The sequence below is a fragment of the Streptomyces sp. NPDC013455 genome (assembly GCF_040632975.1).
Taxonomy (GTDB): domain Bacteria; phylum Actinomycetota; class Actinomycetes; order Streptomycetales; family Streptomycetaceae; genus Streptomyces.
Genome location: NZ_JBEYCX010000002.1, coordinates 477,871 through 499,802, shown reverse-complemented (window position 1 = coordinate 499,802; position 21,932 = coordinate 477,871). Strand labels below are relative to the sequence as shown.

19 protein-coding genes and 1 tRNA gene are annotated in these 21,932 nt (G+C 71.6%); 7 read left to right on the top strand and 13 right to left on the bottom strand.

Going from position 1 to position 21,932, the window contains the following annotated elements; genetic code table 11:
* Positions 1-6: 6 nt before the first annotated feature.
* Positions 7-591, bottom strand: a complete 585-nt coding sequence (locus ABZ576_RS06345; protein ID WP_360736473.1) for a hypothetical protein — start codon at positions 589-591, stop codon at positions 7-9.
* 96 nt (positions 592-687) lie between these two features.
* Positions 688-1,530: a MurR/RpiR family transcriptional regulator gene (locus ABZ576_RS06340; RefSeq protein WP_360736471.1), complete on the bottom strand. Its 843-nt coding sequence runs from the start codon at positions 1,528-1,530 to the stop codon at positions 688-690.
* A 203-nt stretch (positions 1,531-1,733) separates the two neighbouring features.
* Here ABZ576_RS06340 and ABZ576_RS06335 point away from each other — a divergent pair, with 203 nt between their 5' ends.
* The gene (locus tag ABZ576_RS06335) at positions 1,734-2,165 is read left to right on the top strand and encodes a hypothetical protein (RefSeq protein WP_360736469.1); all 432 of its coding nucleotides are present in this window, start codon (positions 1,734-1,736) and stop codon (positions 2,163-2,165) included.
* Between the two features lie 550 nt (positions 2,166-2,715).
* On the opposite strand, the gene ABZ576_RS06330 is transcribed toward ABZ576_RS06335, so the two are convergent.
* Positions 2,716-4,107: a cystathionine beta-synthase gene (locus ABZ576_RS06330; RefSeq protein WP_360736465.1), complete on the bottom strand. Its 1,392-nt coding sequence runs from the start codon at positions 4,105-4,107 to the stop codon at positions 2,716-2,718.
* Between the two features lie 159 nt (positions 4,108-4,266).
* Here ABZ576_RS06330 and ABZ576_RS06325 point away from each other — a divergent pair, with 159 nt between their 5' ends.
* The 3 genes from ABZ576_RS06325 to ABZ576_RS06315 all read left to right on the top strand — a co-directional run bounded on the left by ABZ576_RS06325 (position 4,267) and on the right by ABZ576_RS06315 (position 7,782).
* On the top strand, positions 4,267-5,286 hold the full coding sequence (locus tag ABZ576_RS06325; protein ID WP_360736463.1) for an SGNH/GDSL hydrolase family protein: 1,020 nt from the start codon (positions 4,267-4,269) through the stop codon (positions 5,284-5,286).
* A gap of 173 nt (positions 5,287-5,459) precedes the next feature.
* Positions 5,460-6,680, top strand: coding sequence for an acetyl-CoA C-acetyltransferase (locus ABZ576_RS06320; protein WP_360736460.1), 1,221 nt, complete (start codon positions 5,460-5,462; stop codon positions 6,678-6,680).
* Positions 6,681-6,963: 283 nt separating this feature from the next.
* Positions 6,964-7,782, top strand: coding sequence for a LapA family protein (locus ABZ576_RS06315; protein ID WP_360736458.1), 819 nt, complete (start codon positions 6,964-6,966; stop codon positions 7,780-7,782).
* Positions 7,783-7,838: 56 nt separating this feature from the next.
* Here the strand turns inward: ABZ576_RS06315 and ABZ576_RS06310 are convergent, their stop codons facing one another.
* Positions 7,839-8,150 (bottom strand): hypothetical protein, encoded by a 312-nt coding sequence (locus ABZ576_RS06310; RefSeq protein ID WP_360736456.1) that lies wholly within the window; start codon positions 8,148-8,150, stop codon positions 7,839-7,841.
* A 99-nt stretch (positions 8,151-8,249) separates the two neighbouring features.
* Between ABZ576_RS06310 and ABZ576_RS06305 the strand changes: the two genes are divergently transcribed.
* On the top strand, positions 8,250-8,480 hold the full coding sequence (locus ABZ576_RS06305; protein ID WP_360736454.1) for a DUF4287 domain-containing protein: 231 nt from the start codon (positions 8,250-8,252) through the stop codon (positions 8,478-8,480).
* A 56-nt stretch (positions 8,481-8,536) separates the two neighbouring features.
* On the opposite strand, the gene ABZ576_RS06300 is transcribed toward ABZ576_RS06305, so the two are convergent.
* From ABZ576_RS06300 to ABZ576_RS06290, 3 genes are all read right to left on the bottom strand, one after another.
* On the bottom strand, positions 8,537-9,412 hold the full coding sequence (locus ABZ576_RS06300; RefSeq protein WP_360736452.1) for a Bax inhibitor-1/YccA family protein: 876 nt from the start codon (positions 9,410-9,412) through the stop codon (positions 8,537-8,539).
* A gap of 141 nt (positions 9,413-9,553) precedes the next feature.
* Positions 9,554-10,753, bottom strand: coding sequence for a 4-hydroxybenzoate 3-monooxygenase (locus tag ABZ576_RS06295; protein WP_360736449.1), 1,200 nt, complete (start codon positions 10,751-10,753; stop codon positions 9,554-9,556).
* Positions 10,754-10,895: 142 nt separating this feature from the next.
* Positions 10,896-10,979: transfer RNA gene (locus ABZ576_RS06290), tRNA-Leu, on the bottom strand.
* Positions 10,980-11,392: 413 nt separating this feature from the next.
* Between ABZ576_RS06290 and ABZ576_RS06285 the strand changes: the two genes are divergently transcribed.
* Both ABZ576_RS06285 and ABZ576_RS06280 read left to right on the top strand, forming a co-directional pair.
* Positions 11,393-12,217, top strand: a complete 825-nt coding sequence (locus tag ABZ576_RS06285) for an ABC transporter ATP-binding protein (RefSeq protein WP_360736447.1) — start codon at positions 11,393-11,395, stop codon at positions 12,215-12,217.
* Entirely contained in the window at positions 12,217-14,745 is a 2,529-nt protein-coding gene (locus tag ABZ576_RS06280) for an FtsX-like permease family protein (protein WP_360736444.1), read from the top strand. The genes ABZ576_RS06285 and ABZ576_RS06280 overlap by 1 nt, the downstream gene beginning before the upstream one ends.
* Before the next feature lie 87 nt (positions 14,746-14,832).
* Here ABZ576_RS06280 and ABZ576_RS06275 read toward each other — a convergent pair whose 3' ends face one another.
* The 6 genes from ABZ576_RS06275 to eno form a co-directional block, all read right to left on the bottom strand.
* Positions 14,833-16,134: a cyclopropane-fatty-acyl-phospholipid synthase family protein gene (locus ABZ576_RS06275; RefSeq protein WP_360736441.1), complete on the bottom strand. Its 1,302-nt coding sequence runs from the start codon at positions 16,132-16,134 to the stop codon at positions 14,833-14,835.
* 219 nt (positions 16,135-16,353) lie between these two features.
* Positions 16,354-17,733 (bottom strand): NAD(P)/FAD-dependent oxidoreductase, encoded by a 1,380-nt coding sequence (locus ABZ576_RS06270; RefSeq protein WP_360736438.1) that lies wholly within the window; start codon positions 17,731-17,733, stop codon positions 16,354-16,356.
* A gap of 444 nt (positions 17,734-18,177) precedes the next feature.
* Positions 18,178-19,119 (bottom strand): Ppx/GppA phosphatase family protein, encoded by a 942-nt coding sequence (locus ABZ576_RS06265; protein ID WP_360736435.1) that lies wholly within the window; start codon positions 19,117-19,119, stop codon positions 18,178-18,180.
* Positions 19,116-19,652, bottom strand: coding sequence for a DUF501 domain-containing protein (locus tag ABZ576_RS06260; RefSeq protein ID WP_360736433.1), 537 nt, complete (start codon positions 19,650-19,652; stop codon positions 19,116-19,118). The genes ABZ576_RS06265 and ABZ576_RS06260 overlap by 4 nt, the downstream gene beginning before the upstream one ends.
* Positions 19,653-19,700: 48 nt before the next feature.
* A complete protein-coding gene (locus tag ABZ576_RS06255) occupies positions 19,701-20,171 on the bottom strand; it encodes a septum formation initiator family protein (RefSeq protein WP_360736431.1) in 471 nt (156 codons plus the stop codon).
* Positions 20,172-20,355: 184 nt separating this feature from the next.
* Positions 20,356-21,636 carry a phosphopyruvate hydratase gene (gene eno / locus ABZ576_RS06250; protein WP_360736428.1) on the bottom strand — a complete coding sequence of 427 codons (1,281 nt, stop codon included), beginning with the start codon at positions 21,634-21,636 and terminating at the stop codon, positions 20,356-20,358.
* Positions 21,637-21,932 lie beyond the last annotated feature (296 nt).

Below are 21,932 nucleotides of genomic sequence, written 5' to 3'. Positions count from 1 at the left end.
GGCGGCTCAGACGAGCGCCGCGGTGCGGCGGCGGGCCCCGCCCGGGGCCGCGTCGCCGGCCGCGATGCCCGTACCGCGCAGGCCGCCCACGGCCTTGCCCGCCGGGCGGCCGCCGCGCCCGTCCAGCCAGTCGACGCGCACCCACAGCAGCGTCTGGGCGGCCCGCTCCAGCCGTCCGATCCAGGCGGCCTTCAGCCGCAGCCCGGCACCGAGCCCGGCCATCAGCAGGCCACCGGCCGCGGGTACGGCGAAGGCGGAGCCGAGCGCGACGACCCAGCCCGCCAGCAGCCACCAGCGGTGTCCCCGGCGCCAGTTGCGCACGGTCACCGCCCGGTCCTGCAGCACGTCGTACCGGCCCGCGCGGGCCGCACCGCCGGCCAGCGCCGCGTACCGGCCCCGGCGGGCCAGCGCCACGGCGGCGGCGCCGAGCAGGAACAGCGCCGCCCCGGCCAGTACGCCGATCCGGCGTCCCGTCAGTCCCTCCGGCACGACACCGATCCCCGCGGCGGCCACCCCGAGCCACCACAGCGGTGCGGCCCCCGCCCGTACGACGACGGCCACCCGTGCCAGTCCCTGTCCTCCGCGCGCCACGTCAGCCTCCCGTGTCACGTGTCCGCATGGTTGCTACGTCTCGTAGGGAAGCTAGTAGCACAACGTGAGACGAATCTGAGAGCCCCCGGACGGGCGTCACTCCACGAACAGCCCCCGGGCCGCCGCCCTGGCGTCGAACTCCTCCAGACGTGCCTGGGCGTCCGGCAGGTCGTCGCAGAGCGCCTCCAGCAGCACCCGGCCGAGCAGCATCGGCGCGCACGCGGTGTCGAAGGCGAGCCCGGTGCCGACGGCGGCGGGCAGCAGCAGGTCGGAGTACTTGGCGACCGGCGCGAACGCCGAGTCGGCGACCGTGACGACGGTCAGGCCCGCGTCCTTGGCGTGGGCGAGGGTGTCCACGACCTCGCGCGGGTGCCGGGGCAGGGCGAAGCAGAGCAGGGCGGTGGCGCCCGCGCGGACCGCGGCGTCGACGCGGTCGTGGACCATCGTGCCGCCCTCGTGCAGCAGCCGGACGTCGGGGTGGACCTTGGCGGCGAAGTAGGCGAAGCCGTACGCCTGGGAGGCGGCGGCGCGCAGCCCGAGCACCGGCAGCGGGCGGGAGGCGGCGAGCACCCGGCCGGCCTCCTGCACCGGGCGGGGGTCGGCGAGCAGCTCGGCGAGGTGCTTCAGGTTCTCGATCTCGGCCTCGACGGCCTGCTGGTACTCGTTGTAAGCCCCCGCCCCGGCGGCCGGCTCGGCCGGGACGACCTCGCGCAGGTGCTTGCGCAGGGCGGGGTAGCCGTCGAAGCCGAGGGCGACGGCGAACCGGGTCACCGACGGCTGGCTGACCCCGGCCAGTTCGGCCAGCTCCACGCTGGACAGGAAGGGCACATCGGCCGCCCGGCGCACCATGCTGTGCGCGATGCGGCGCTGGGTCGGCGTGAGCCGGTGGCCCTCGAAGAGCGCCTGCAAGCGGTTCGCAGGGCTGTCGGTCGCGCTCATGACGTACTCCCCCTCCAGATCTCCTCGACGCCCCGGGAGAGTACAGCGCCGAGGCACAGCCGGACACGAGCCGACTATTCAGGCATCGCGTCACTGCATACCGTTATACAGCGCGGGGTGCCGGAGCGCAGCCGCCGTCCCCACCCCGGACCGGGGGGCCAGCCCCAGTGCGGCGGAGCCGGCCGCTTCCTAGGGTGGCCGGTATGGACACACTCGATCCGCGTGACGCGGAGCTCAGGAAGGACCTCGACGCCACCGTGCGGGCCCGCAGGGAACTGGGCGAGGAGTACGACTCCGCTCTCGTGGACTCGTTCCTGGAGAAGGTGGAACAGCGGATCGACGACGCGGTGGAACGCCGGGTGCGGCGGCAGCTGGCCGAGCGGCAGATGGCGGCCGCGCGCGAGACCCGGCGGCCGAAGCCGGCCGACTCCTGGGCCGAGCGCTACGGCTTCGCCCTGATCACGCTGGTCCTGGCGATCCCGCTGTCGGCGATCTCCGGCGCGCTGGCCGGTCTGGCCGGGATCGTGGCCACCTGGTTCGGCGTCGTCGGCGTCAACGCGGTGCAGGCGGTCCGGCTGCACCCGGAGCTGCTCGCGGGCCGCCGCGACCGGTACCGGCCGGCCGAGGACGACTGAGCGGCACCCCGGCCCCGCGCCCGCGCCCGCGCACCGGGCGAGGGCTGGGGCTGGGGCTGGGAAGTCGCATGCCGTGCGGTGGGAAGCCGCGTGCCGCGCGGTGGGAAGCCGCATGCCGCGCGGTGGGAAGCCGCATGCCGCGCCGGGTGATTTGCGCGGGGACCGCCGCACCCCCGTAACCGGGGGGCGGGACGACGGCGGTCCCCGCGAGGGACGCGGGCCGGGTCAGGACCGGGCTTGCGCGTCCGAGGCGTCCATGGAGGTCCGGGAGCCGCTCCGGAGGTCCTTGGCGCCGTTCGGCGCCGGCCCGGGAGGGAGGCTCCCAGTGCTCAACGCCTGGGTGGTGCCCCGTCTCCCTGCCGACACCGTCCAATGTGCCGGACCCGTGTTAAGCGGGTGCTGCGCGCACGTGACACGCTCGTACCACTTCCGCGAACCCCCGTCCCCCCGCAAGTCCGCCGCCCGCACGGGCGGTTCACCGGCCGTGCGGGCGGTTCACCGGCCGTGCGGGCGGTTCACCGGCCGTGCGGGCGGTTCACCGCCCGTTCGGCTACTTGTTGCCGCCCTCGGCGAGGAACGCCAGCAGGTCCTGCCGGCTGACCACACCGGTCGGCTTGCCCTCGACCAGGACGATCGCCGCGTCCGCCGAACCGAGCACCTGCATCAGGTCGCCGACCGGCTCGCCGGAACCCACCTGCGGCAGCGGGGCGCACATGTGCTTCTCCAGCGGGTCCTCCAGGGACGCGCGCTTGCTGAACAGGGCGTCCAGCAGCTCCCGTTCCACGACCGAGCCGACGACCTCGGCGGCCATCACGTCCGGGTGACCGGCGCCCGGCTTGACGACCGGCATCTGCGAGACGCCGTACTCGCGCAGCACCTCGATGGCCTGGCCGACGGTCTCCTCGGGGTGCATGTGCACCAGGGACGGGATGGAGCCGCCCGCCTTGTGGTTCAGGACGTCACCGACGCGGGCGCTCGGGCCCTCGTCCTCCAGGAAGCCGTAGTCGGCCATCCACTCGTCGTTGAAGATCTTGCTGAGGTAGCCGCGGCCGCTGTCCGGCAGCAGCACCACCACGACGTCGTCCGGACCGAGCCGCTCGGCGACCTCCAGCGCGGCCACGACGGCCATGCCGCAGGAGCCGCCCACCAGCAGGCCCTCCTCCTTGGCCAGCCGGCGGGTCATCTGGAAGGAGTCCTTGTCGGAGACCGCGACGATCTCGTCGGCGATGGTGCGGTCGTAGGCGGTCGGCCAGAAGTCCTCACCGACGCCCTCGACCAGGTACGGCCGCCCGGAGCCGCCGGAGTACACGGAGCCCTCGGGGTCGGCGCCGACGACCTTGACCTTCCCCTGGCTGGCCTCCTTCAGGTAGCGGCCGGTGCCGGAGATGGTGCCGCCGGTGCCGACGCCCGCCACGAAGTGGGTGATCCTGCCCTCGGTCTGCTCCCACAGCTCGGGACCGGTCGAGTGGTAGTGGGAGAGCGGGTTGTTGGGGTTGGAGTACTGGTCGGGCTTCCAGGCGCCCGGCGTCTCCCGGACGAGGCGGTCGGACACGTTGTAGTAGGAGTCCGGGTGCTCAGGCGCCACGGCCGTCGGGCACACGACCACTTCGGCCCCGTAGGCCCGCAGCACGTTGATCTTGTCGGTGCTCACCTTGTCGGGGCACACGAAGATGCACTTGTAGCCCTTCTGCTGGGCCACGATGGCCAGACCCACACCGGTGTTGCCACTGGTCGGCTCGACGATCGTGCCGCCCGGCTTCAGCTCACCGCTCCGCTCGGCGGCCTCGATCATGCGCAGGGCGATGCGGTCCTTCACGGAACCGCCCGGGTTGAAGTACTCCACCTTGGCCAGGACGGTCGCCTGGATGCCCTTGGTCACGTTGTTGAGCCGCACCAGCGGGGTGTTGCCGACGAGGCTGATCATCGAATCGTGGTATTGCACCGTTGTCTCCGGTCGCTGCAAAAGGTGTGTTCGTAGTGGTGTCGCCAGCCTAAGGCCAGCTGTGTGGCGGAGGCGGTCGTTCACTCCCCGTGGAGATTGACGCACGCCCTGTACGGGGCAAGGAGTGGGTGTACGGCTACGAGGAGGTGGCGGCGACGCATGACGAGCATGTCGAGGGCGCGGGTGGCCCGGCGGATCGCGGCCGGAGCGGCGTACGGCGGTGGCGGGGCCGGGCTGGTGGGTGCCGCCGCCGTCGGCCTGGTGCTGGCGGAGCTCCGGCTGGCGCGGCGCCATGTGGGCAACGGCAGCGGCGGCCGGGTGCCACCGGCCGAGGGCGTGTACGGCCACGCCTACGACATCCCCGGCGAACCGCCCCTGCGCCTGACCATGCTCGGCGACTCCACGGCGGCCGGGCAGGGTGTGCACCGGGCGGGCCAGACCCCGGGCGCGCTGCTGGCCTCGGGCCTCGCGGCGGTGGCGGAGCGCCCGGTGGAGCTGCGGAACGTGGCGCTGCCCGGTGCCCAGTCCGACGACCTCGACCGCCAGGTGACCCTGGTGCTCTCCTCCCCCTCCCCCGTCCCGGACATCTGCGTGATCATGATCGGCGCGAACGACGTGACCCACCGGATGCCGCCGACCCGCTCGGTACGGCACCTGTCGGCGGCGGTACGGCGGCTTCGCACGGCCGGTGCCGAGGTGGTGGTCGGCACCTGTCCCGACCTCGGCACGATCGAGCCGGTGCAGCAGCCGCTGCGGTGGCTGGCCCGGCGCGCCTCCCGGCAGCTGGCGGCGGCCCAGACCATCGGAGTGGTGGAGCAGGGCGGGCGCACGGTGTCGCTGGGCGATCTGCTCGGCCCCGAGTTCGAGGCGAACCCGCGCGAGCTGTTCGGGCCGGACAACTACCACCCGTCGGCGGAGGGATACGCCACGGCGGCGATGGCCGTGCTGCCCACGGTCTGCGCGGCGCTCGGGCTGTGGCCGGCGGAGGAGGAGCGGCCGGACGTGTCGCGCCGCGAGGGCTTCCTGCCGGTGGCGCGGGCGGCCGCCGAGGCCGCGTCCGAGGCGGGCACCGAGGTCACGGCGGCCATGCCCACCGGGCCCCGGGGGCCGTGGGCGCTGCTCAAGCGGCGGCGCAGGCGGCGGGTGCCGGAGGCCGAGCCGGCGGCCCCCTCGCTCTGACCGGCCGGCGCGCTCCCGCCGGCCGGTCGGATCAGAGAGGCCGGCCGGCCCGATCGGAAAAGCAAGCGCTTAGAAAGTGCGGCCAGGGTCACACGACGACACCGGTGACCCAGCTCATACGGACGGGTAACTTCCCCAGAAGGCCCTGCCCGATTCCCTCCCCTGGAGCCGTGATGCCCGAAGCCGTCATCGTCTCGACCGCCCGCTCCCCCATCGGCCGCGCGAACAAGGGCTCTCTGAAGGACCTGCGCCCCGACGACCTCACCGCCACGATCATCCAGGCGGCGCTCGCCAAGATCCCCGAGCTGGACCCGCGCGAGATCGACGACCTGATGCTCGGCTGCGGCCTCCCCGGCGGCGAGCAGGGCCACAACCTCGGCCGCATCGTCGCCGTGCAGATGGGCATGGACTACCTGCCCGGCTGCACGATCACCCGCTACTGCTCCTCCTCCCTCCAGACCTCCCGCATGGCGCTGCACGCCATCAAGGCCGGCGAGGGCGACGTCTTCATCTCGGCCGGCGTCGAGATGGTCTCCCGCTTCGTCAAGGGCAGCTCCGACGAGCTGCCGGGTACGCACAACCCGCTGTTCGCCGAGGCCGAGGCCCGCACCGCGGCCGTCGCCCAGTCGGGGGCCGACGAGTGGCACGACCCGCGCGAGGACGGCGAGCTGCCGGACGCCTACATCGCCATGGGCCAGACCGCGGAGAACCTGGCCCGTCTGAAGGGCGTCACCCGCGAGGAGATGGACGAGTTCGGCGTCCGCTCGCAGAACCTCGCCGAGAAGGCCCTGCAGAACGGTTTCTGGGAGCGCGAGATCACCCCGGTGACCCTCCCGGACGGCACGGTGGTCAGCAAGGACGACGGCCCGCGCGCCGGCGTCAGCATGGAGGGCGTGGCCGGCCTGAAGCCGGTCTTCCGCCCGGACGGACGGGTCACCGCCGGCAACTGCTGCCCGCTCAACGACGGTGCCGCCGCGGTCGTCATCATGAGTGACACCAAGGCCCGCGAGCTGGGCCTGACCCCGCTCGCCCGGATCGTCTCCACCGGCGTCTCCGGCCTCTCCCCGGAGATCATGGGCCTCGGCCCGGTCGACGCCAGCCGGCAGGCGCTCCAGCGGGCCGGCCTGACCATCGACGACATCGACCTGGTGGAGATCAACGAGGCGTTCGCGGCCCAGGTGATCCCCTCCTACCGGGACCTCGGCGTCGACATCGACAAGCTGAACGTCAACGGCGGCGCCATCGCCGTCGGCCACCCCTTCGGCATGACCGGCGCCCGCATCACCGGCACGCTCATCAACTCGCTCCAGTTCCACGACAAGCAGTTCGGCCTGGAGACGATGTGCGTCGGCGGCGGCCAGGGCATGGCGATGGTCATCGAGCGCCTCAGCTGACCCACCGTCCGTAGCGGAGCCTGCACGCCAGGTCGCAGAAGGGCCCAGAACCGAGGAAACGACACGGTTCTGGGCCTTTCTGTGATCCAATCTCCCCCAGGATGTGACCTATCTCGCCCGCTGGGCACATCCACGCAGGTCAGAGCAGGTCGGCACGGCGCACGGCAGAACCACGAAGCCAAAGTCCTGTCCGTTTCGTGACGTTACGCACTGACAGCTGGTTAGTCCGCCCTTCAAGCTGATGTAGGAAGTCGGGGGACGACTTTGAACCGGGAGTAAGTCAGTGAGCGCCATGCCGATCGCCCTGCTGCTCACCACGGCTGCCACCGGCGCCGTGGGCGTCGCCGTCCTGCGGACCGTCCTGAAGCTCCGCCGGCAGCTGACGGAGCTCCAGCGGCAGCTCGCCGAGAACCAGGCCGCGACCACGCACGCCCTGCTGCCGGGCGCCCGCACCAGCTCGGACACCGAGCAGATACGCGCGGCCGTCGCCGAGGCGCTGGCCGAGGAGCGGGAGCGGGAACTGGCCGAGGCGCGCGCCTTCTGGGCCGCGCAGGAAGCCCGGGACGCCTCCGACACGCCCTCGCTGTACGGCCTGCCCGACCCCGAGCTGTTCCTGCCGCGCCAGGCGGACTTCGCGGGCCTGGAACCGCTGGAACCGCTGGAGCCGGCCGTCGACGCCGACGACTTCTCGCCCAAGGACTTCGTCCAGGGAGGCACCCCGAGCGAGTCCCCGGAGCTCGCCGCGGCCCGCCGCCGGCACCCCTCGCACCCCGACTTCGTCCCGGTGCAGTCGCCCGCCGTGAGCGACCACGAGCGCACGGTGTCGGTGCTGGAGGAGCTGGCCGCCGAGCGCGTCGAGCTCTCCGACGTCCGCCCGGGCCCGCTCGGCACCCTCGACGTCTACGTCTTCGCCGACGGCACCACCCTGTGCATGACCCCGGGCCACCGCGAGACGGCGGAACGCCTGGCGAGGGCCGTGGAGGCGGGCGAGTCCCCTTACCTCCTGGGCGGCTCGGGGATCTCCGGCGCGTACACCCTCACCTTCGCGTGCGGCGAGGAGATGGTCTACGTCCTGGCCGACAGGGTCATCGCGTCCCTCTGACCTCTTCCTGCGCCCTCTTCCTCCGGCGTCTTCCTCCGGCGTCTTTCGCGTCTTCCTCAGACCCCCGCCCGCTGCCGCGCCTCCTCCACCAGCCGGACGGCTTCGGCAACCTGATCGTCACCGCGCAGCACATCGGCCAAGTCGTGGGCGGCCACCAGAATCTGGTCGGCCGCGGCGAACATCCCGGCGTCCGGCATCACCCGGGGCTCCGACCCCGGCGACTCGACACGCTGGGCCCAGCCGGCCAACTCCCTGGCCAGCGCGAGCGCCTCGGCGGCGGCCCCCCGCTGGAGCCGACTCTGCGGGGCCGCCCGCAGCCGGTCGGCGAAATCATCCACTGCTTTGGTCAAGGGCGTCGTATCAACCACGCGCCGAGCGTAACGCGCCGCACTGTTGCCAATACGCGAACGCTCAGGCACGGTGACCTGAAGGACCGGCTTACATCCCCTTTGCGTTCGGAGGCGCCGATGTCCCACGTCTTGTCCGAGGAGACCCACCGCAACCTGCTCGCCCGCATCCCGCACTGCACCGGTCGTGAAGTCTCCGACTGGCTGCGCGCCGTCGAAGAAGGCCCGTCCCTGTTCCGCTTCGAGGAGAAGGTCAGCTGGCTCCGGCACGAGTACGACCTGGCGTACGGCCACGCCAAGGCGATCGTGCACGAGTACGACCTGCGGAGGGCGGCGCGCAAGCTGCTCTGAACGCCGAAGGGCCCCGGGCGGATCGCCCGGGGCCCCTGCGTGCGACGGCGGTCGCGCTAGTCGTTGCTGCTGAAGATCGCCACCAGCCGCAGCATCTCCACGTAGATCCACACCAGGGTCATGGTGAGACCGAACGCGGCGAGCCAGGACTCCTTGCGCGGCGCGCCGTAGGCGATGCCGTCCTCGATCTGCTTGAAGTCGAGGGTCAGGAAGAACGCGCCGAGCAGGATCGCGAAGATGCCGACCACGGCACCGAGCGGACCGAAGCTGCGCAGCCCGCCGTCCTCGGCGACGCCGAAGGCCACCAGCAGCAGGTTGATCGCCATGACCACCATGAAGGCGATCGCGATGGTGATGCCGATGCGGGCGTAGCGGGCGGTGACGCGGATCCAGCCGGCCTTGTAGACCAGCAGGGTCGCGCCGGACACCGCCATGGTGCCGAGCACCGCCTGGAACGGCGCGCCGCTCCAGCGACTGTTGAACATCTCGCTGAAGACGCCGAGGAAGACGCCCTCGAAGGCCGCGTACCCGAGGATCAGCGCGGGCGACGGGGTGCGCTTGAAGCTCTGCACCATCGCCAGGACGAAGGCGATCAGGGCGGCGCCGACGGCCAGGCCGTAGCTGGTGCCGGAGACCGGCAGCAGCGCCCAGGCGAGGACGGCGCCGACGGCGACCGTGCCGAGCGTGAGCGCCGAACGGACGACGACGTCGTCCATGGTCATCCGGTCGGTGGTGGCCGGGGCCTGCGGCGGGGCGCCGTGCTGGACGTCCCCCTGCGCGTACGGGTTCTGTGCGTACGGGTTCTGCGCGTACGGGTTCTGCGCGTAGGGGTTGCCCTGGGCGTACCCGGCCTGCGGTGCGGTGTTGAAGCCGGCGTAGCCGCTGTCGCGGCTGAACCCCCGTCGCGAGAAGACCGGGTTGCTGCTCCTCATTTCACTCCTCCATGGCTGCCGAGCGCAGCCTTGGCTCAAGAGTAATGGATTGGCAAAGGATCGTCGTGATACCTGAGGAGGATCTTTCTCCTGCGGTGCTTCTTTCCCCTGCCGTGCTGCGCAACACGCTACGCGGACGGCTCATTCCCGGCCATGGGCGGTCGGCCGACCGAGCGGAAATCCGGTGTAGGCCTCGGCCAGGTCGGTCTCGGCCGCGCGACAGGAGGCGATCCGTTCCAGCCGGGCCAGCTGCAGGCGGGCGTCGAAGGGGGTGGCGTCCGGGGCGCGGTGCAGCAGGGTCGTCATGTCGTAGGAGAACCGCTCGGCCTGCCAGACGCGGTGCAGACAGGTCGCGGAGTACGCGTCGAGCAGGTCCGGGGAGCCGGTGTCCCGCTCGTGGACGAGCGCCCGGGCAAGGGTGACGACGTCGCCGACGGCGAGGTTCAGCCCCTTGGCGCCGGTCGGCGGCACGATGTGGGCGGCGTCGCCGGCGAGGAAGAGCCGGCCGTGCCGCATCGGCTCGTGGACGAAGGAGCGCATGGGCGTGACCGACTTCTGGGTGACGGGCCCGCGCTCCAGCCGCCAGCCGTCGCCCGTCTCGAACCGCCGCTCCAGCTCGTCCCAGATCTCCTCGTCGCCCCACTGCCCGGCGTCCGTGCCGGCGGGCACCTGGAGGTAGAGCCGGGAAACGGACGGGGACCGCATGGACAGCAGGGCGAAGCCGCGCTCGTGGTGGGCGTAGACGAGCTCGTCGTGGGAGGGGGCGACGTCGGCGAGGACGCCCAGCCAGGCGTAGGGGTAGGTCCGCTCGAACACGCGGGAGACGCCGGCCGGGAAGGCCCGGCGGGACACCCCCCAGAAGCCGTCGCAGCCGACCACGTAGTCGCACTCCAGTACGTCCTCGCGTCCCTGGTGCCGGAAGGGGATCCGCGGCCGGTCCCCCTGCGCGCCCTCCACCGCCAGCGCTTCGGCCTCGAACAGCAGCGGCCCGCCCTCCTTCACCTGGAGCGCGATGAGGTCCTTGCACACCTCGGTCTGGGCGTAGACGGTCACGGACCGCCCGCCGGTGAGCGCGGGGAAGCCGACGCGGTGGCGGCGCCGGTCGAACCGCAGCTCGATGCCGTCGTGCCGCAGCCCCTCCCGGTCCATCCGCTCCCCGGCCCCGGCGGCGCGCAGCACGTCCACCGTGCCCTGCTCCAGGATCCCGGCCCGCTGCCGTTGCTCGACGTAACCCCGGTCGCGGCTCTCCAGGACGACCGACTCGATCCCCGCCCGGTGCAGCAACCGCGCGAGCAGCAACCCGGCCGGCCCCGCTCCGATGATCCCGACGGTGGTACGCATCGACCGTCCCCTTCTCCGCCGCACCGCGGCTGTTCGCACAGTGAAGTTTTCTTCACTGGTACCAGGGCGCGAGTCTCCGACCGCACGGGCACCGCTGTCAACGGTCGCGCGCGGGGTGTTCAGGAGGGGTCGAAGCGGAAGGTGCCCGGAGCCGGACTCGAACCGGCACGCCCGCGAAGGGGCAGCGAGGTTTAAGCTCGCCGTGTCTGCATTCCACCATCCGGGCAGGCCATGGGCTCCGCATCGAGCGTTCCGAGCCTATCGGGACCCATCCCTCGAACAGCCGAAGGGTGGACCGATGTTGTCTTATTTTATTGACGCCTGAGGGTGCATCAGCCGACGGTACGCGCCATCCGCACTTGCCAATAGCGTGACGTGACAGCTGTACGCGCGTACGTGAAATGACGGAATTTCACCGTCCGAACGAGGGTGTTCCACCTGTTCTCGACGGGCCCGCCCGGCGCCTGCCCGGTCGGCGTCTCGGGGTCGGCCGTCCTCCCCAGGTATGACACGGCGGCCTTCCGTCCGACCGGAGTCGCCCCCCGGAACCGGAACAGCGACTGACTCCACGGGCCCCGCACGCCGAGACGATGGAACGGTCCCCGAGAACACACGTCGTCCCGACAGGAGCACCCTCCCGTGACCACCACACCCACCGCCGGCCGGACCACCGCCGTGGCCGCACGCGCCACGGAGTTGTCGAAGATCTACGGGCAGGGTGAGACCCGGGTGGTCGCCCTGGACCGGGTCTCGGTCGACTTCCGGCAGGCCGAGTTCACCGCGATCATGGGACCGTCCGGCTCCGGCAAGTCCACGCTGATGCACTGCGTGGCCGGGCTGGACACCTTCTCCTCCGGGTCGGTGCGCATCGGCGACACCGAGCTGGGCAAGCTGAAGGACAAACAGCTCACCAAGTTGCGCCGGGACAAGATCGGCTTCATCTTCCAGGCGTTCAACCTGCTGCCCACGCTGACCGCCCTGGAGAACATCACCCTCCCCATGGACATCGCCGGCCGGAAGCCGGACAAGGCGTGGCTCGACCGGGTGATCCAGATGGTCGGGCTGGCCGGGCGGCTCGCCCACCGGCCCTCCCAGCTGTCCGGCGGCCAGCAGCAGCGCGTCGCCGTCGCCCGCGCCCTCGCCTCCAAGCCGGACATCATCTTCGGTGACGAGCCGACCGGAAACCTGGACTCCCGCGCCGGTGCCGAGGTCCTCGGCTTCCTGCGCAACTCCGTGCGCGAGCTGGGCCAGACGGTGGTCATGGTCACCCACGACCCGGTGGCCGCCGCCTACGCCGACCGCGTGGTCTTCCTCGCGGACGGGCGGATCGTCGACGAGATCCACGGCCCCACCGCCGAGTCCGTGCTCGACCTCATGCGCCACCTCCCCGGCAGCGGTCACACCGGCGGCGCCGCCGCGCGGCCGCAGACCCCCGGGTCCGACGCGAAGGGCCGTACCCGCTGATGTTCCGCACCGCCCTGCGCAACGTCCTCGCGCACAAGGCCCGGCTGCTGATGACCGTGCTCGCCGTCATGCTCGGCGTGGCGTTCGTCTCCGGCACGCTGGTCTTCACCAACACCATCTCCGACGCCTACCAGAAGAGCTCCGCCAAGGGATTCGACCAGGTCGACGTCGCCGTACGGCCCGATTACCAGGATTCCGAGGGCGACACGGTCGGCAAGCGTGCCGAGCTGACCCAGGCGCTGCTCGACAAGGCCGCCCGGGTGCCCGGTGCCGCCTCCGCCACCGGTGTCGTCGGCGGCTTCACCGCCGTCGCCGGCAAGGACGGCAAGCTCGTCGGCGGGGACTGGCAGTCCGCCGGCGGCAACTACTGGGGCACCGAGGACGCCCGCTACCCGCTGGTCAGCGGCAGCGCCCCGCACGGCCCGGACGAGGTGCTGATCGACTCCGCGACCGCGAAGCGCGCCGGCTACCGGGTCGGCGACACCGTGCGCCTGTCCGTCGACGGACCGGTTCTCACCCCCGTCGTCAGCGGCATCTTCACCACCGACGACGGCAACGTGGCCGCCGGCGGCAGCCTCACCCTGTTCGACACGCCCACCGCCCAGGCCCTGTTCGGCAAGAAGGGCACGTACGACGAGATCGACGTGCGGGCCGCGGCCGGCACCAGCCAGACGGCGCTCAAGGCCGCGCTGGACAAGGCCCTGCCCGCGAAGCTCGTGGAGACCACCACCGGCGAGCAGCTCGCCGACGAGCAGGCCGAGGCGATCTCCGCCTCCATGAGCGGCCTGAAGCAGACCCTGCTGGTGTTCGCCGGCATCGCCCTGTTCGTCGGCACGTTCATCATCGCCAACACCTTCACCATGCTGGTCGCCCAGCGCACCCGGGAACTGGCCCTGCTGCGCGCGGTCGGCGCCTCCCGCCGCCAGGTCACCCGCTCGGTGCTCATCGAGGCGTTCGCGGTCGGTACGGTCGCCGGCGTGACCGGTCTGGCCGCCGGCATCGGCATCGGCGCGGGCCTGCGCTCCCTGCTGGGCTCCTTCGGCGCGAGCGTGCCCGACGGGCCGCTGGTGATCAGCCCCGGCACGGTGGCGACCGCCCTCGCGGTCGGCATCCTCATCACCATGCTGGCCGCCTGGCTGCCCGGCCGCCGGGCCGCGAAGATCCCGCCGGTGGCGGCGATGAGCAGCGTGCACGCCAAGGCCACCACCAAGTCGCTGGTGCTGCGCAACACGCTGGGCTCGCTCCTCACGGCGGCCGGCGTCGCGGTGGTCCTCGCGGGCACGAGGATGGACGCCGACACCGGCCAGGGCGCGATGGGCATCGGCGCGGTCCTGCTCATCATCGGCGTGTTCGTCCTGACGCCGCTGCTGTCCCGCCCGCTGATCGCCGCCGCCGCGCCGGTGCTGCGCGCCTTCGGGGTGTCGGGCAAGCTGGCCCGACAGAACTCGGTGCGCAACCCGCGCCGCACGGCGGCCACCGCCTCCGCGCTGATGATCGGCCTGACCCTGATCACCGGCATGACGGTGATGGCGGGCAGCCTCCAGACGTCCATCGACAAGATGGCCAGCTCGGCGATCCGCGCCGACTACGTCGTCTCGATGGCCAACCGGGGCCCGCTCTCCCCCGATGTGGAGGAGAAGGCCGCCGCGGTCGACGGGGTCACCGCGAGCAGCCCGCTGCGCAACGGCGAGTCCCGCATCGACGGCAGGACGGAGTTCCTGACCGGGGTCGACGGCTCGGCGATCGGCGAGCTGACGGACCTGAAGGTGACCGACGGCTCCTTCACGGTGGGCGGCACCCGCGTCGTCGTGGACGAGGACCGGGCGAAGGACTTCGGCTGGAAGGCCGGTTCGCGGTTCACCGCGCACTTCGAGGACGGCGCCTCGCGGCGGCTGACGGTCGCGGGGGTGTACGAGGGCAACGAGATGCTCAACGGCATCATCCTCGACAACGAGGTCCTCACCCCGCACCTGAGCGACCCGGCCGACATGCAGGTCATGGTCAAGACCGCCGGCGGCGCCTCGGACGGGGCCAAGGACAGGCTGGAGAAGGCCCTCGGCTCCAACCCGGCCATCAAGGTGCAGGACAAGCAGGACATCTCCCACGAGATCGGGAAGATGTTCACGCAGGTGCTGAACATGGTCTACGGCCTGCTCGGCATGGCGGTGATCGTCGCGGTGCTCGGCGTCGTCAACACGCTGGCGATGTCCGTCTTCGAGCGGGCGCAGGAGATCGGCATGCTCCGCGCGATCGGCCTGGACCGCCGGGCGGTCAAGCGGATGGTCCGTCTGGAGTCCCTGGTGATCTCCCTGTTCGGCGGGGTGCTGGGCATCGGCCTGGGCGTCTTCTTCGGCTGGGCGGCCGGTGAGCTGCTGGGCACGAAGATGGCGACGTACGAACTGGTCCTGCCCTGGGGCCGGATGGCGGTCTTCCTGCTGCTGGCGGGCACGGTCGGGGTCCTGGCCGCGCTGTGGCCGGCCCGCCGCGCGGCCCGGCTGAACATGCTGGCGGCCATCAAGGCCGAGTAGCCGCACGGCACCGCCCGCACGACACCGGCGGGCACGGCACCGGCAGGGGCTCCGCGGTCGCGGGGCCCCTGCCGGCCGCAGGGGCCGTCAGGCGTTCCAGGTGCGGGTGCGCAGCGGGAGTCCGGAGGCGCCGGACTCGGGGGTGCGGACCGCCAGGACCTGGTTGACGCCGATGCGGTTGCGCTCGAAGGCGAGCGCGGAGGCGGCCATGTACAGCCGCCAGACGCGGGCCCGGCCGGGGCTGGTGAGCCCGACCGCCTGGTCCCAGCCGGCCTCCAGGTTGGCCACCCAGCGGCGCAGGGTGAGGGCGTAGTGCTCGCGGATGGACTCCACGTCCCGGACCTCGAAACCGGCCCGCTCCAGCTGGGTGACGGTGGTGCCGACGGGGGCGAGTTCGCCGTCGGGGAAGACGTAGGCGTCGATGAACGCGTCCACCTCGTACGCCGATTCGTCCCGCTGCGGGCGGCGGGCGATCTGGTGGTTGAGCAGCCGTCCCCCGGGCTTCAGCAGGGAGTGCAGCCGGCGCGCGTACTGCAGGTACCGTTCGGCGCCGACGTGTTCGGCCATGCCGATGGAGGAGATCGCGTCGAAGGGGCCGTCCATGACGTCCCGGTAGTCCTGGACCCTGATCTCCACCCGGTCGGTCAGTCCCTCGTCGGCGACGCGCTTGCGGGCGTACGCCGCCTGCTCCTGGGACAGGGTCACCCCGACGACGCTCACGCCGTGCTCGCGGGCCGCGTGGATGGCCATGGAGCCCCAGCCGCAGCCGACGTCCAGCAGTCGCTGACCGTCCCTCAGGCCGAGCTTGGCGCAGACGAGTTCGAGCTTGTCGCGCTGGGCGGACTCCAGCGTGGCGCCCTCGCCGGCGGCGTCCCAGTAGGCGCAGGAGTACACCATGGAGGGGCCGAGGACGAGCTCGTAGAAGTCGTTGCCGACGTCGTAGTGGTGGCTGACGGCCCGCTTGTCGGTGCGGCGGGTGTGCAGCTTGCGGAGCGGTCTGCGGACCTCCTCGCGCGGCGGGGCGGGCGGCACCGGCGGACCGGCCAGCCTCAACAGGTCGCGGGCGGCGGCCCGGACGGCGGGATCGCGGGCCGCCTCCAGCAGCCCGCGGGCGTCCTCGTCCCGCTCCCAGAGCAGGCCCGCCACCGCGTCGAGCGCGGTGTACAGGTCGCCCTCGATCTCCAGGTCGCCGGAGACCCAGGCGCGGGCGAGGCCCAACTCGCCCGGTTTGAAGAGCATGCGGCGCAGGGCGCGGCGGTTGCGCACGACGAGCGCCGGCGCCCCCGGCGGCCCGTCCTGCGATCCGTCCCATGCCTTCACGCGCACCGGGAGCGGCGCTCCCAGCATCTGTTCGGCAAGACTCCTCAGCCGCGACGCGGCGTCGGCCATGGCGCACACCTCCAAGACGAGATCCCGGATGCCGGTAACCACGTAAACACCGTCTGCTGTTCCGCACAGTCCCGCAAAGGAGTTACAAGTAGGCAAAACAGTTGCAGACGCCACGCGGATGGCGGTGCGGGAACGCCGAAGGACCTCCCGCACCACGGATGGCGGGAGGTCCTTCGGGTGGTCCGGCGACCGGTGGTCGCGGAGTGGCGGCCGGGAGGGTCAGGAGGCCTTGGCCTTCTCCTCGGACTTCGAAGCGGCGACCGGCGCCGGCTTCGCGGCCTCGTAGAACTCCTCGCGCGGGTTCTCCATGGCGCCGAGGGAGACGACCTCGCGCTTGAGGAACATGCCGAGGGTCCAGTCGGCGAAGACACGGATCTTGCGGTTCCAGGTCGGCATCGCCAGGCCGTGGTAGCCGCGGTGCATGTACCAGGCGAGGCGGCCCTTGAGCTTGATCTTCATCTTGCCCATGACGATCATCGCCACGCCCTTGTGCAGGCCGAGACCGGCGACCGCACCCTTGTTGGCGTGCTCGTACTCCTTCTGCGGGAAGCCCCGCATACCGGAGATCACGTTGTCGCCGAGGACGCGGGCCTGGCGCAGCGCGTGCTGGGCGTTCGGCGGGCACCAGGCGTTCTCGTTGCCCGCCTTGCGGCCGACGAGGTCCGGAACCTGCGCGTTGTCACCGGCGGCCCAGATGTAGTCCGTGCCCTTGACCTGGAGGGTCGGCTCGCAGTCGACGTGACCGCGCGGGCCGAGGGGCAGGCCGAAGCGGGCGAGGGCCGGGTTCGGCTTGACGCCGGCGGTCCAGACGATGGTGTTGGAGTCGACCTCGAGGCCGTTCTTCAGCACGACGTGGCCGTCGACGCAGGAGTCCATGGAGGTGGAGAGGTAGATCTCCACGCCCCGGCTCTCCAGGTGCTCCTTGCCGTACTGGCCGAGCTTGGGGCCGACCTCGGGGAGGATCTTGTCGGCGGCGTCGACGAGGATGAAGCGCATGTCCTCGCGCGACACGTTCTTGTAGTACTTGGCCGCGTCCCGGGCCATGTCCTCGACCTCGCCGATGGTCTCCGCACCCGCGAAGCCACCGCCGATGAAGACGAAGGTGAGCGCCTTGCGGCGGATCTCCTCGTCGGTCGTGGAGTCGGCCTTGTCCAGCTGCTCCAGGACGTGGTTGCGCAGGCCGATGGACTCCTCGATGCCCTTCATGCCGATGCCCTGCTCGGCGAGGCCGGGGATCGGGAAGGTGCGGGAGACCGCGCCCATCGCGATGACCAGGTAGTCGAAGGGCAGCTCGTACGCCTCGCCCACCAGCGGGGCGATCGTGGCGACCTTGCGGTCCTGGTCGATGGTGGTGACCCGACCGGTGAGGACCTCCGCCTTCGGCAGCACGCGTCGCAGCGGGACGACGACGTGGCGAGGGGAGATGCTGCCGGCGGCGGCTTCGGGGAGGAAGGGCTGGTAGGTCATGTACGACCGGGGGTCGACGACCGTGACGGTCGCCTCGCCGTAGCGCATCTTCTTGAGGATGCGCCGAGCTGCGTACAGGCCTACGTACCCACCGCCTACTACGAGGATCCTGGGACGCTCCGTGGTGCTCATGCCATCGAGTATCCACCCGCCATCGGGGGGTCGCTCGTGCGCCCCTTCACAAGGTCTGACAGGGCCTGTGCTAAACTCCGCGGCCCGCGTGACGCAGGTCATGCCGGCCCGACGGAACCGGGGGGTGGTTCGCCCCGTTGTCAATGCCGCGTGAGCTGCCTCTCCGGGTCAGTGCGGGGCCGGTGAGGGTCCTGTGACCCTCTCGGAACAACCGATTCCGGAGCCCCTCCGCGCCCTTCATCTGAACATGTTCAACCGGCCTTGGACCCCTCGGAAGGGGGGAGGGAAGCGGTTCCGGGGACCGGCGGGAGGGAAATCCTTGTGAAGAACTTCACGAAGCTTTCCGCACGGTCGGGCCGAAGGGCCCCTTGAAGGCCCCCGGACACCGCTCAAACGTTATCCAACCTGCTCAGCAGACGGCTACCGGCGGGTAACAAAAGAGAGCTACGCCACCGACCACGCGATGCCGTCGAGGATGTCGTGCTCGCTGACGACGACCTCCTCGGCGCCGATCCGCTCCATGATCGCGAGCAGGACGAGGGCGCCCGCGCCGATGACGTCGACCCGCCCGGGGTGCATGGACGGGACCGCGGCGCGCTCGGCGTGCGTGGAGCGCAGCAGCCACTCGGTGATCTCGCGGACCCGGTCGCGGGAGACCCGCGAGTGGTGGATGCGCGCGGAGTCGTACTCGGGCAGCTCCTGGGCGATCGCGGAGACCGTGGTGACGGATCCGGCCAGGCCCACCAGGGTGTGCGCCTCGCGCAGCGGGACGGTCTCCTCGGCGAGGTCCAGGGCGGCCTCGACATCGGCCCTTATGGCGGCGATCTGCTCCTCGGCGGGCGGGTCGCTCACCGCGCCGTCGCGCACCAGGTGCCGCTCGGTCATCCGCACGCAGCCGATGTCCACCGACCGCGCGGCGCGCACGCGGTCGTCGCCGACGACGAACTCGGTGGACCCGCCGCCGATGTCCACGACCAGGTAGGGCCTGGCCAGGTCGGTGCGGCCGGTCAGCTCCCTGGTCGCCCCGGTGAAGGAGAACTCGGCCTCCTGGTCACCGGTGATGACCTCGGGCTCGACACCGAGGATGTCGAGGACGCCGCGCACGAAGTCGTCCCGGTTCTCGGCGTCGCGGGAGGCGGAGGTGGCGACGAAGCGGAGCCGCTCGGCGCCGTGCTCCTTGATGACGGCCGCGTACTCACGGCAGGCGGCGAAGGTGCGCTCCAGCGCCTCGGGGGCGAGCCGCCCGGTGCGGTCGACCCCCTGGCCGAGCCGCACGATCGTCATCCGGCGGTCCAGCTCGGTGAGTTCGCCCGTCTCCGGGTCGGCGTCGGCGACCAGCAGCCGGATGGAGTTGGTGCCGCAGTCCACGGCGGCGACGCGGGTCACTGCTCGTCCCCCTCGGTGTCGCAGGCCGTCACGCACGGACCCTTGGCCCACCACTCGGGGAGCATCGCGATCGCCTCGTCGCCGAGCGGGTTCACACCCGGTCCCGCGGCCAGCGAGTGGGCCACCAGGACGTGCAGGCACTTCACCCGGTCCGGCATGCCGCCCGCGCTCGGGAAGCCCGCCAGGACCTCGATCTCGTCCCGGCGCCGGATGTAGTCCTCGTGCGCGGCCCGGTAGGCGGCCGCCAGTTCGGGGTCGGTCCGCAGCCGCTCGGTCATCTCCTTCATGACGCCTTCGGCCTCCAGCGTGCCGATCGCCGAGGCGGCGCGCGGGCACGTCAGGTAGTACGTCGTCGGGAAGGGCGTGCCGTCGGGCAGGCGCGGTGCCGTCTCCACGACGTCCGGCCGGCCGCACGGGCAGCGGTGCGCGATGGCCCGCAGGCCCCGCGGCGGACGGCCCAGCTGCTGCTTGAAGGCCGCTACGTCGGCGTCGGTGGGCTCGGTGCGCGAAGTGGGCGGCGGAGGCGTTTCCATGACTGCTTTCAGACTGGCTTTCTGTCGGTTACCGGCCCTGCGGACCGGTCACTGGTCGGAGGCGTCGGACTTGTCGACGCCGTCCCAGACGTTCGCGTACCAGGGCCGGTGGGCGGCCCCGGAGGCGGCGCGGGACTGCTTGGCCGCGCCGGGGTCGACGACCACGTACCCGGTCTCGCCGGGCCGCACGTAGTGCAGCCGGCGCCGGATCTGCTGCTCGGCGTAGGCGTCGTCCTGCCAGCGCGCCTTGAGGTCACGCAGCTGTTCGACGCGACGGCGGGCCTGCTCCTGCTGCCGCTGGAGGTCGGCGATCTCCGCGCGCTGGGAGACGTACTGCCGCATGGGGTAGGCGAGGGCGACGACCAGCGAGCACAGCACCAGCGCGAGCAGTGCCGCGCGGCCGGTGAGCCGGGAGCGGCGGGCCTGCCGCTTGGTCTGGGAACGGTAGACCCGGGCCGCGGTCTGCTCGCCGAGCAGCCGGAGCCTGGTCGCGGTGGAGAACCGGTCCCGGCCGGTCATGACAGCTCACCTCGCATCACTGCTCCCGGCGCCTGCTGGTCGGCCGGGCCGGGGGACGTCCCCCGGGACAGCACAGCACGGCCATCTTCCCGCCTCCCGTCACACGCGCGTACGTCCCCGGACACGGTACGGGACCGGGTACGGGGACGTACGGACGACTGGCGAGGACTTAGCCCGGGAAGGCTCAGCCCTTGAAGCGCGGGAACGCGCTGCGGCCGGCGTACACCGCGGCGTCGTCGAGGATCTCCTCGATGCGCAGCAGCTGGTTGTACTTGGCGACGCGCTCGGAGCGGGCCGGGGCGCCGGTCTTGATCTGGCCGCAGTTGGTGGCGACGGCCAGGTCGGCGATGGTGACGTCCTCGGTCTCGCCGGAGCGGTGGGACATCATGCACTTGAAGCCGTTGCGCTGGGCGAGCTCCACGGCGTCCAGGGTCTCGGTCAGCGAGCCGATCTGGTTCACCTTGACCAGCAGGGCGTTGGCGGCGCCCTCCTCGATGCCGCGGGCCAGGCGCTCGGGGTTGGTGACGAACAGGTCGTCGCCGACGAGCTGGACCTTGTCACCGAGCTTGTCGGTGATGGTCTTCCAGCCCTCCCAGTCGTCCTCGAACAGCGGGTCCTCGATGGAGACCAGCGGGTACGCCTCGACCAGCTCGGCGTAGTACTCGGTCATCTCGGCGGCGGAGCGCGCCTTGCCCTCGAAGGAGTAGCTGCCGTCCTTGTAGAACTCGGAGGCGGCGACGTCGAGCGCGAGGGCGATCTGCTCGCCGGGGGTGTAACCGGCTTCCTTGATCGCCTCGAGGATGAGGTCGAGGGCCTCGCGGTTGGAGCCGAGGTTCGGGGCGAAGCCGCCCTCGTCGCCGAGGCCGGTGGACAGGCCCTTGCTCTTCAGGACCTTCTTCAGCGTGTGGTAGACCTCGGTGCCCCAGCGCAGCGCCTCGGAGAAGGACTCCGCGCCGATCGGGGCGATCATGAACTCCTGGATGTCCACGTTGGAGTCGGCGTGCGAGCCGCCGTTCAGGATGTTCATCATCGGCACCGGCAGCAGGTGCGCGTTCGGGCCGCCCAGGTAGCGGAAGAGCGGGAGGTCGCTGGCCTCGGAGGCGGCGTGGGCGACGGCGAGCGAGACGCCGAGGATGGCGTTGGCGCCGAGGGAGCCCTTGTTGTCGGTGGCGTCCAGGTCGAACATGGCCTGGTCGATCAGGCGCTGCTCGGTGGCGTCGTACCCGACCAGCTCCGGGCCGATCTGCTCGATGACGGCGAGGACGGCCTTCTCGACGCCCTTGCCCTGGTAGCGGTTCGGGTCACCGTCGCGCAGCTCGATGGCCTCGAAGGCGCCGGTCGAGGCGCCGGACGGAACGGCGGCACGACCCGTGCTGCCGTCGTCGAGGCCGACCTCGACCTCGACCGTGGGGTTGCCTCGGGAGTCCAGGATTTCCCGGGCTACGACGACGTCGATGGACGGCACGAGCATCTCCTTCTTGGATGTGACGCTGGAAGTGCGGGGCTGGTGTGCCTTGCGCCTAGAGCCTAACCGTCCCGGGGGCGTCGGCCACCGACCGACCGTCCCGTGGACAAGCTGACCGTACCTTTTGTTTCTGTCCGAAACAAAGGACTCCGGGTGGACGGACACAAAAAAGCCCCGTCCCGGTGCGTACGGGGGAACACGCACCGGGACGGGGAGCCCGTGGGGACGGGGGTGGCCCGCACGGGGGTCTTCAGCGTGGCCCGCACACCTGTGCGAGCCCTGTGGCTCCGGTGGGA

What these genes read in the sequence shown, in the direction of transcription:
- ABZ576_RS06340 (WP_360736471.1), bottom strand. Translation starts at nt 1,530, where the DNA reads ATGAGCGCGACCGACAGCCCTGCGAACCGCTTGCAGGCGCTCTTCGAG.
- ABZ576_RS06335 (WP_360736469.1), top strand. Translation starts at nt 1,734, where the DNA reads ATGGACACACTCGATCCGCGTGACGCGGAGCTCAGGAAGGACCTCGAC.
- ABZ576_RS06325 (WP_360736463.1), top strand. Translation starts at nt 4,267, where the DNA reads ATGACGAGCATGTCGAGGGCGCGGGTGGCCCGGCGGATCGCGGCCGGA.
- ABZ576_RS06320 (WP_360736460.1), top strand. Translation starts at nt 5,460, where the DNA reads ATGCCCGAAGCCGTCATCGTCTCGACCGCCCGCTCCCCCATCGGCCGC.
- ABZ576_RS06305 (WP_360736454.1), top strand. Translation starts at nt 8,250, where the DNA reads ATGTCCCACGTCTTGTCCGAGGAGACCCACCGCAACCTGCTCGCCCGC.
- ABZ576_RS06300 (WP_360736452.1), bottom strand. Translation starts at nt 9,412, where the DNA reads ATGAGGAGCAGCAACCCGGTCTTCTCGCGACGGGGGTTCAGCCGCGAC.
- ABZ576_RS06295 (WP_360736449.1), bottom strand. Translation starts at nt 10,753, where the DNA reads ATGCGTACCACCGTCGGGATCATCGGAGCGGGGCCGGCCGGGTTGCTG.
- ABZ576_RS06280 (WP_360736444.1), top strand. Translation starts at nt 12,217, where the DNA reads ATGTTCCGCACCGCCCTGCGCAACGTCCTCGCGCACAAGGCCCGGCTG.
- ABZ576_RS06275 (WP_360736441.1), bottom strand. Translation starts at nt 16,134, where the DNA reads ATGGCCGACGCCGCGTCGCGGCTGAGGAGTCTTGCCGAACAGATGCTG.
- ABZ576_RS06270 (WP_360736438.1), bottom strand. Translation starts at nt 17,733, where the DNA reads ATGAGCACCACGGAGCGTCCCAGGATCCTCGTAGTAGGCGGTGGGTAC.
- ABZ576_RS06260 (WP_360736433.1), bottom strand. Translation starts at nt 19,652, where the DNA reads ATGGAAACGCCTCCGCCGCCCACTTCGCGCACCGAGCCCACCGACGCC.
- ABZ576_RS06255 (WP_360736431.1), bottom strand. Translation starts at nt 20,171, where the DNA reads ATGACCGGCCGGGACCGGTTCTCCACCGCGACCAGGCTCCGGCTGCTC.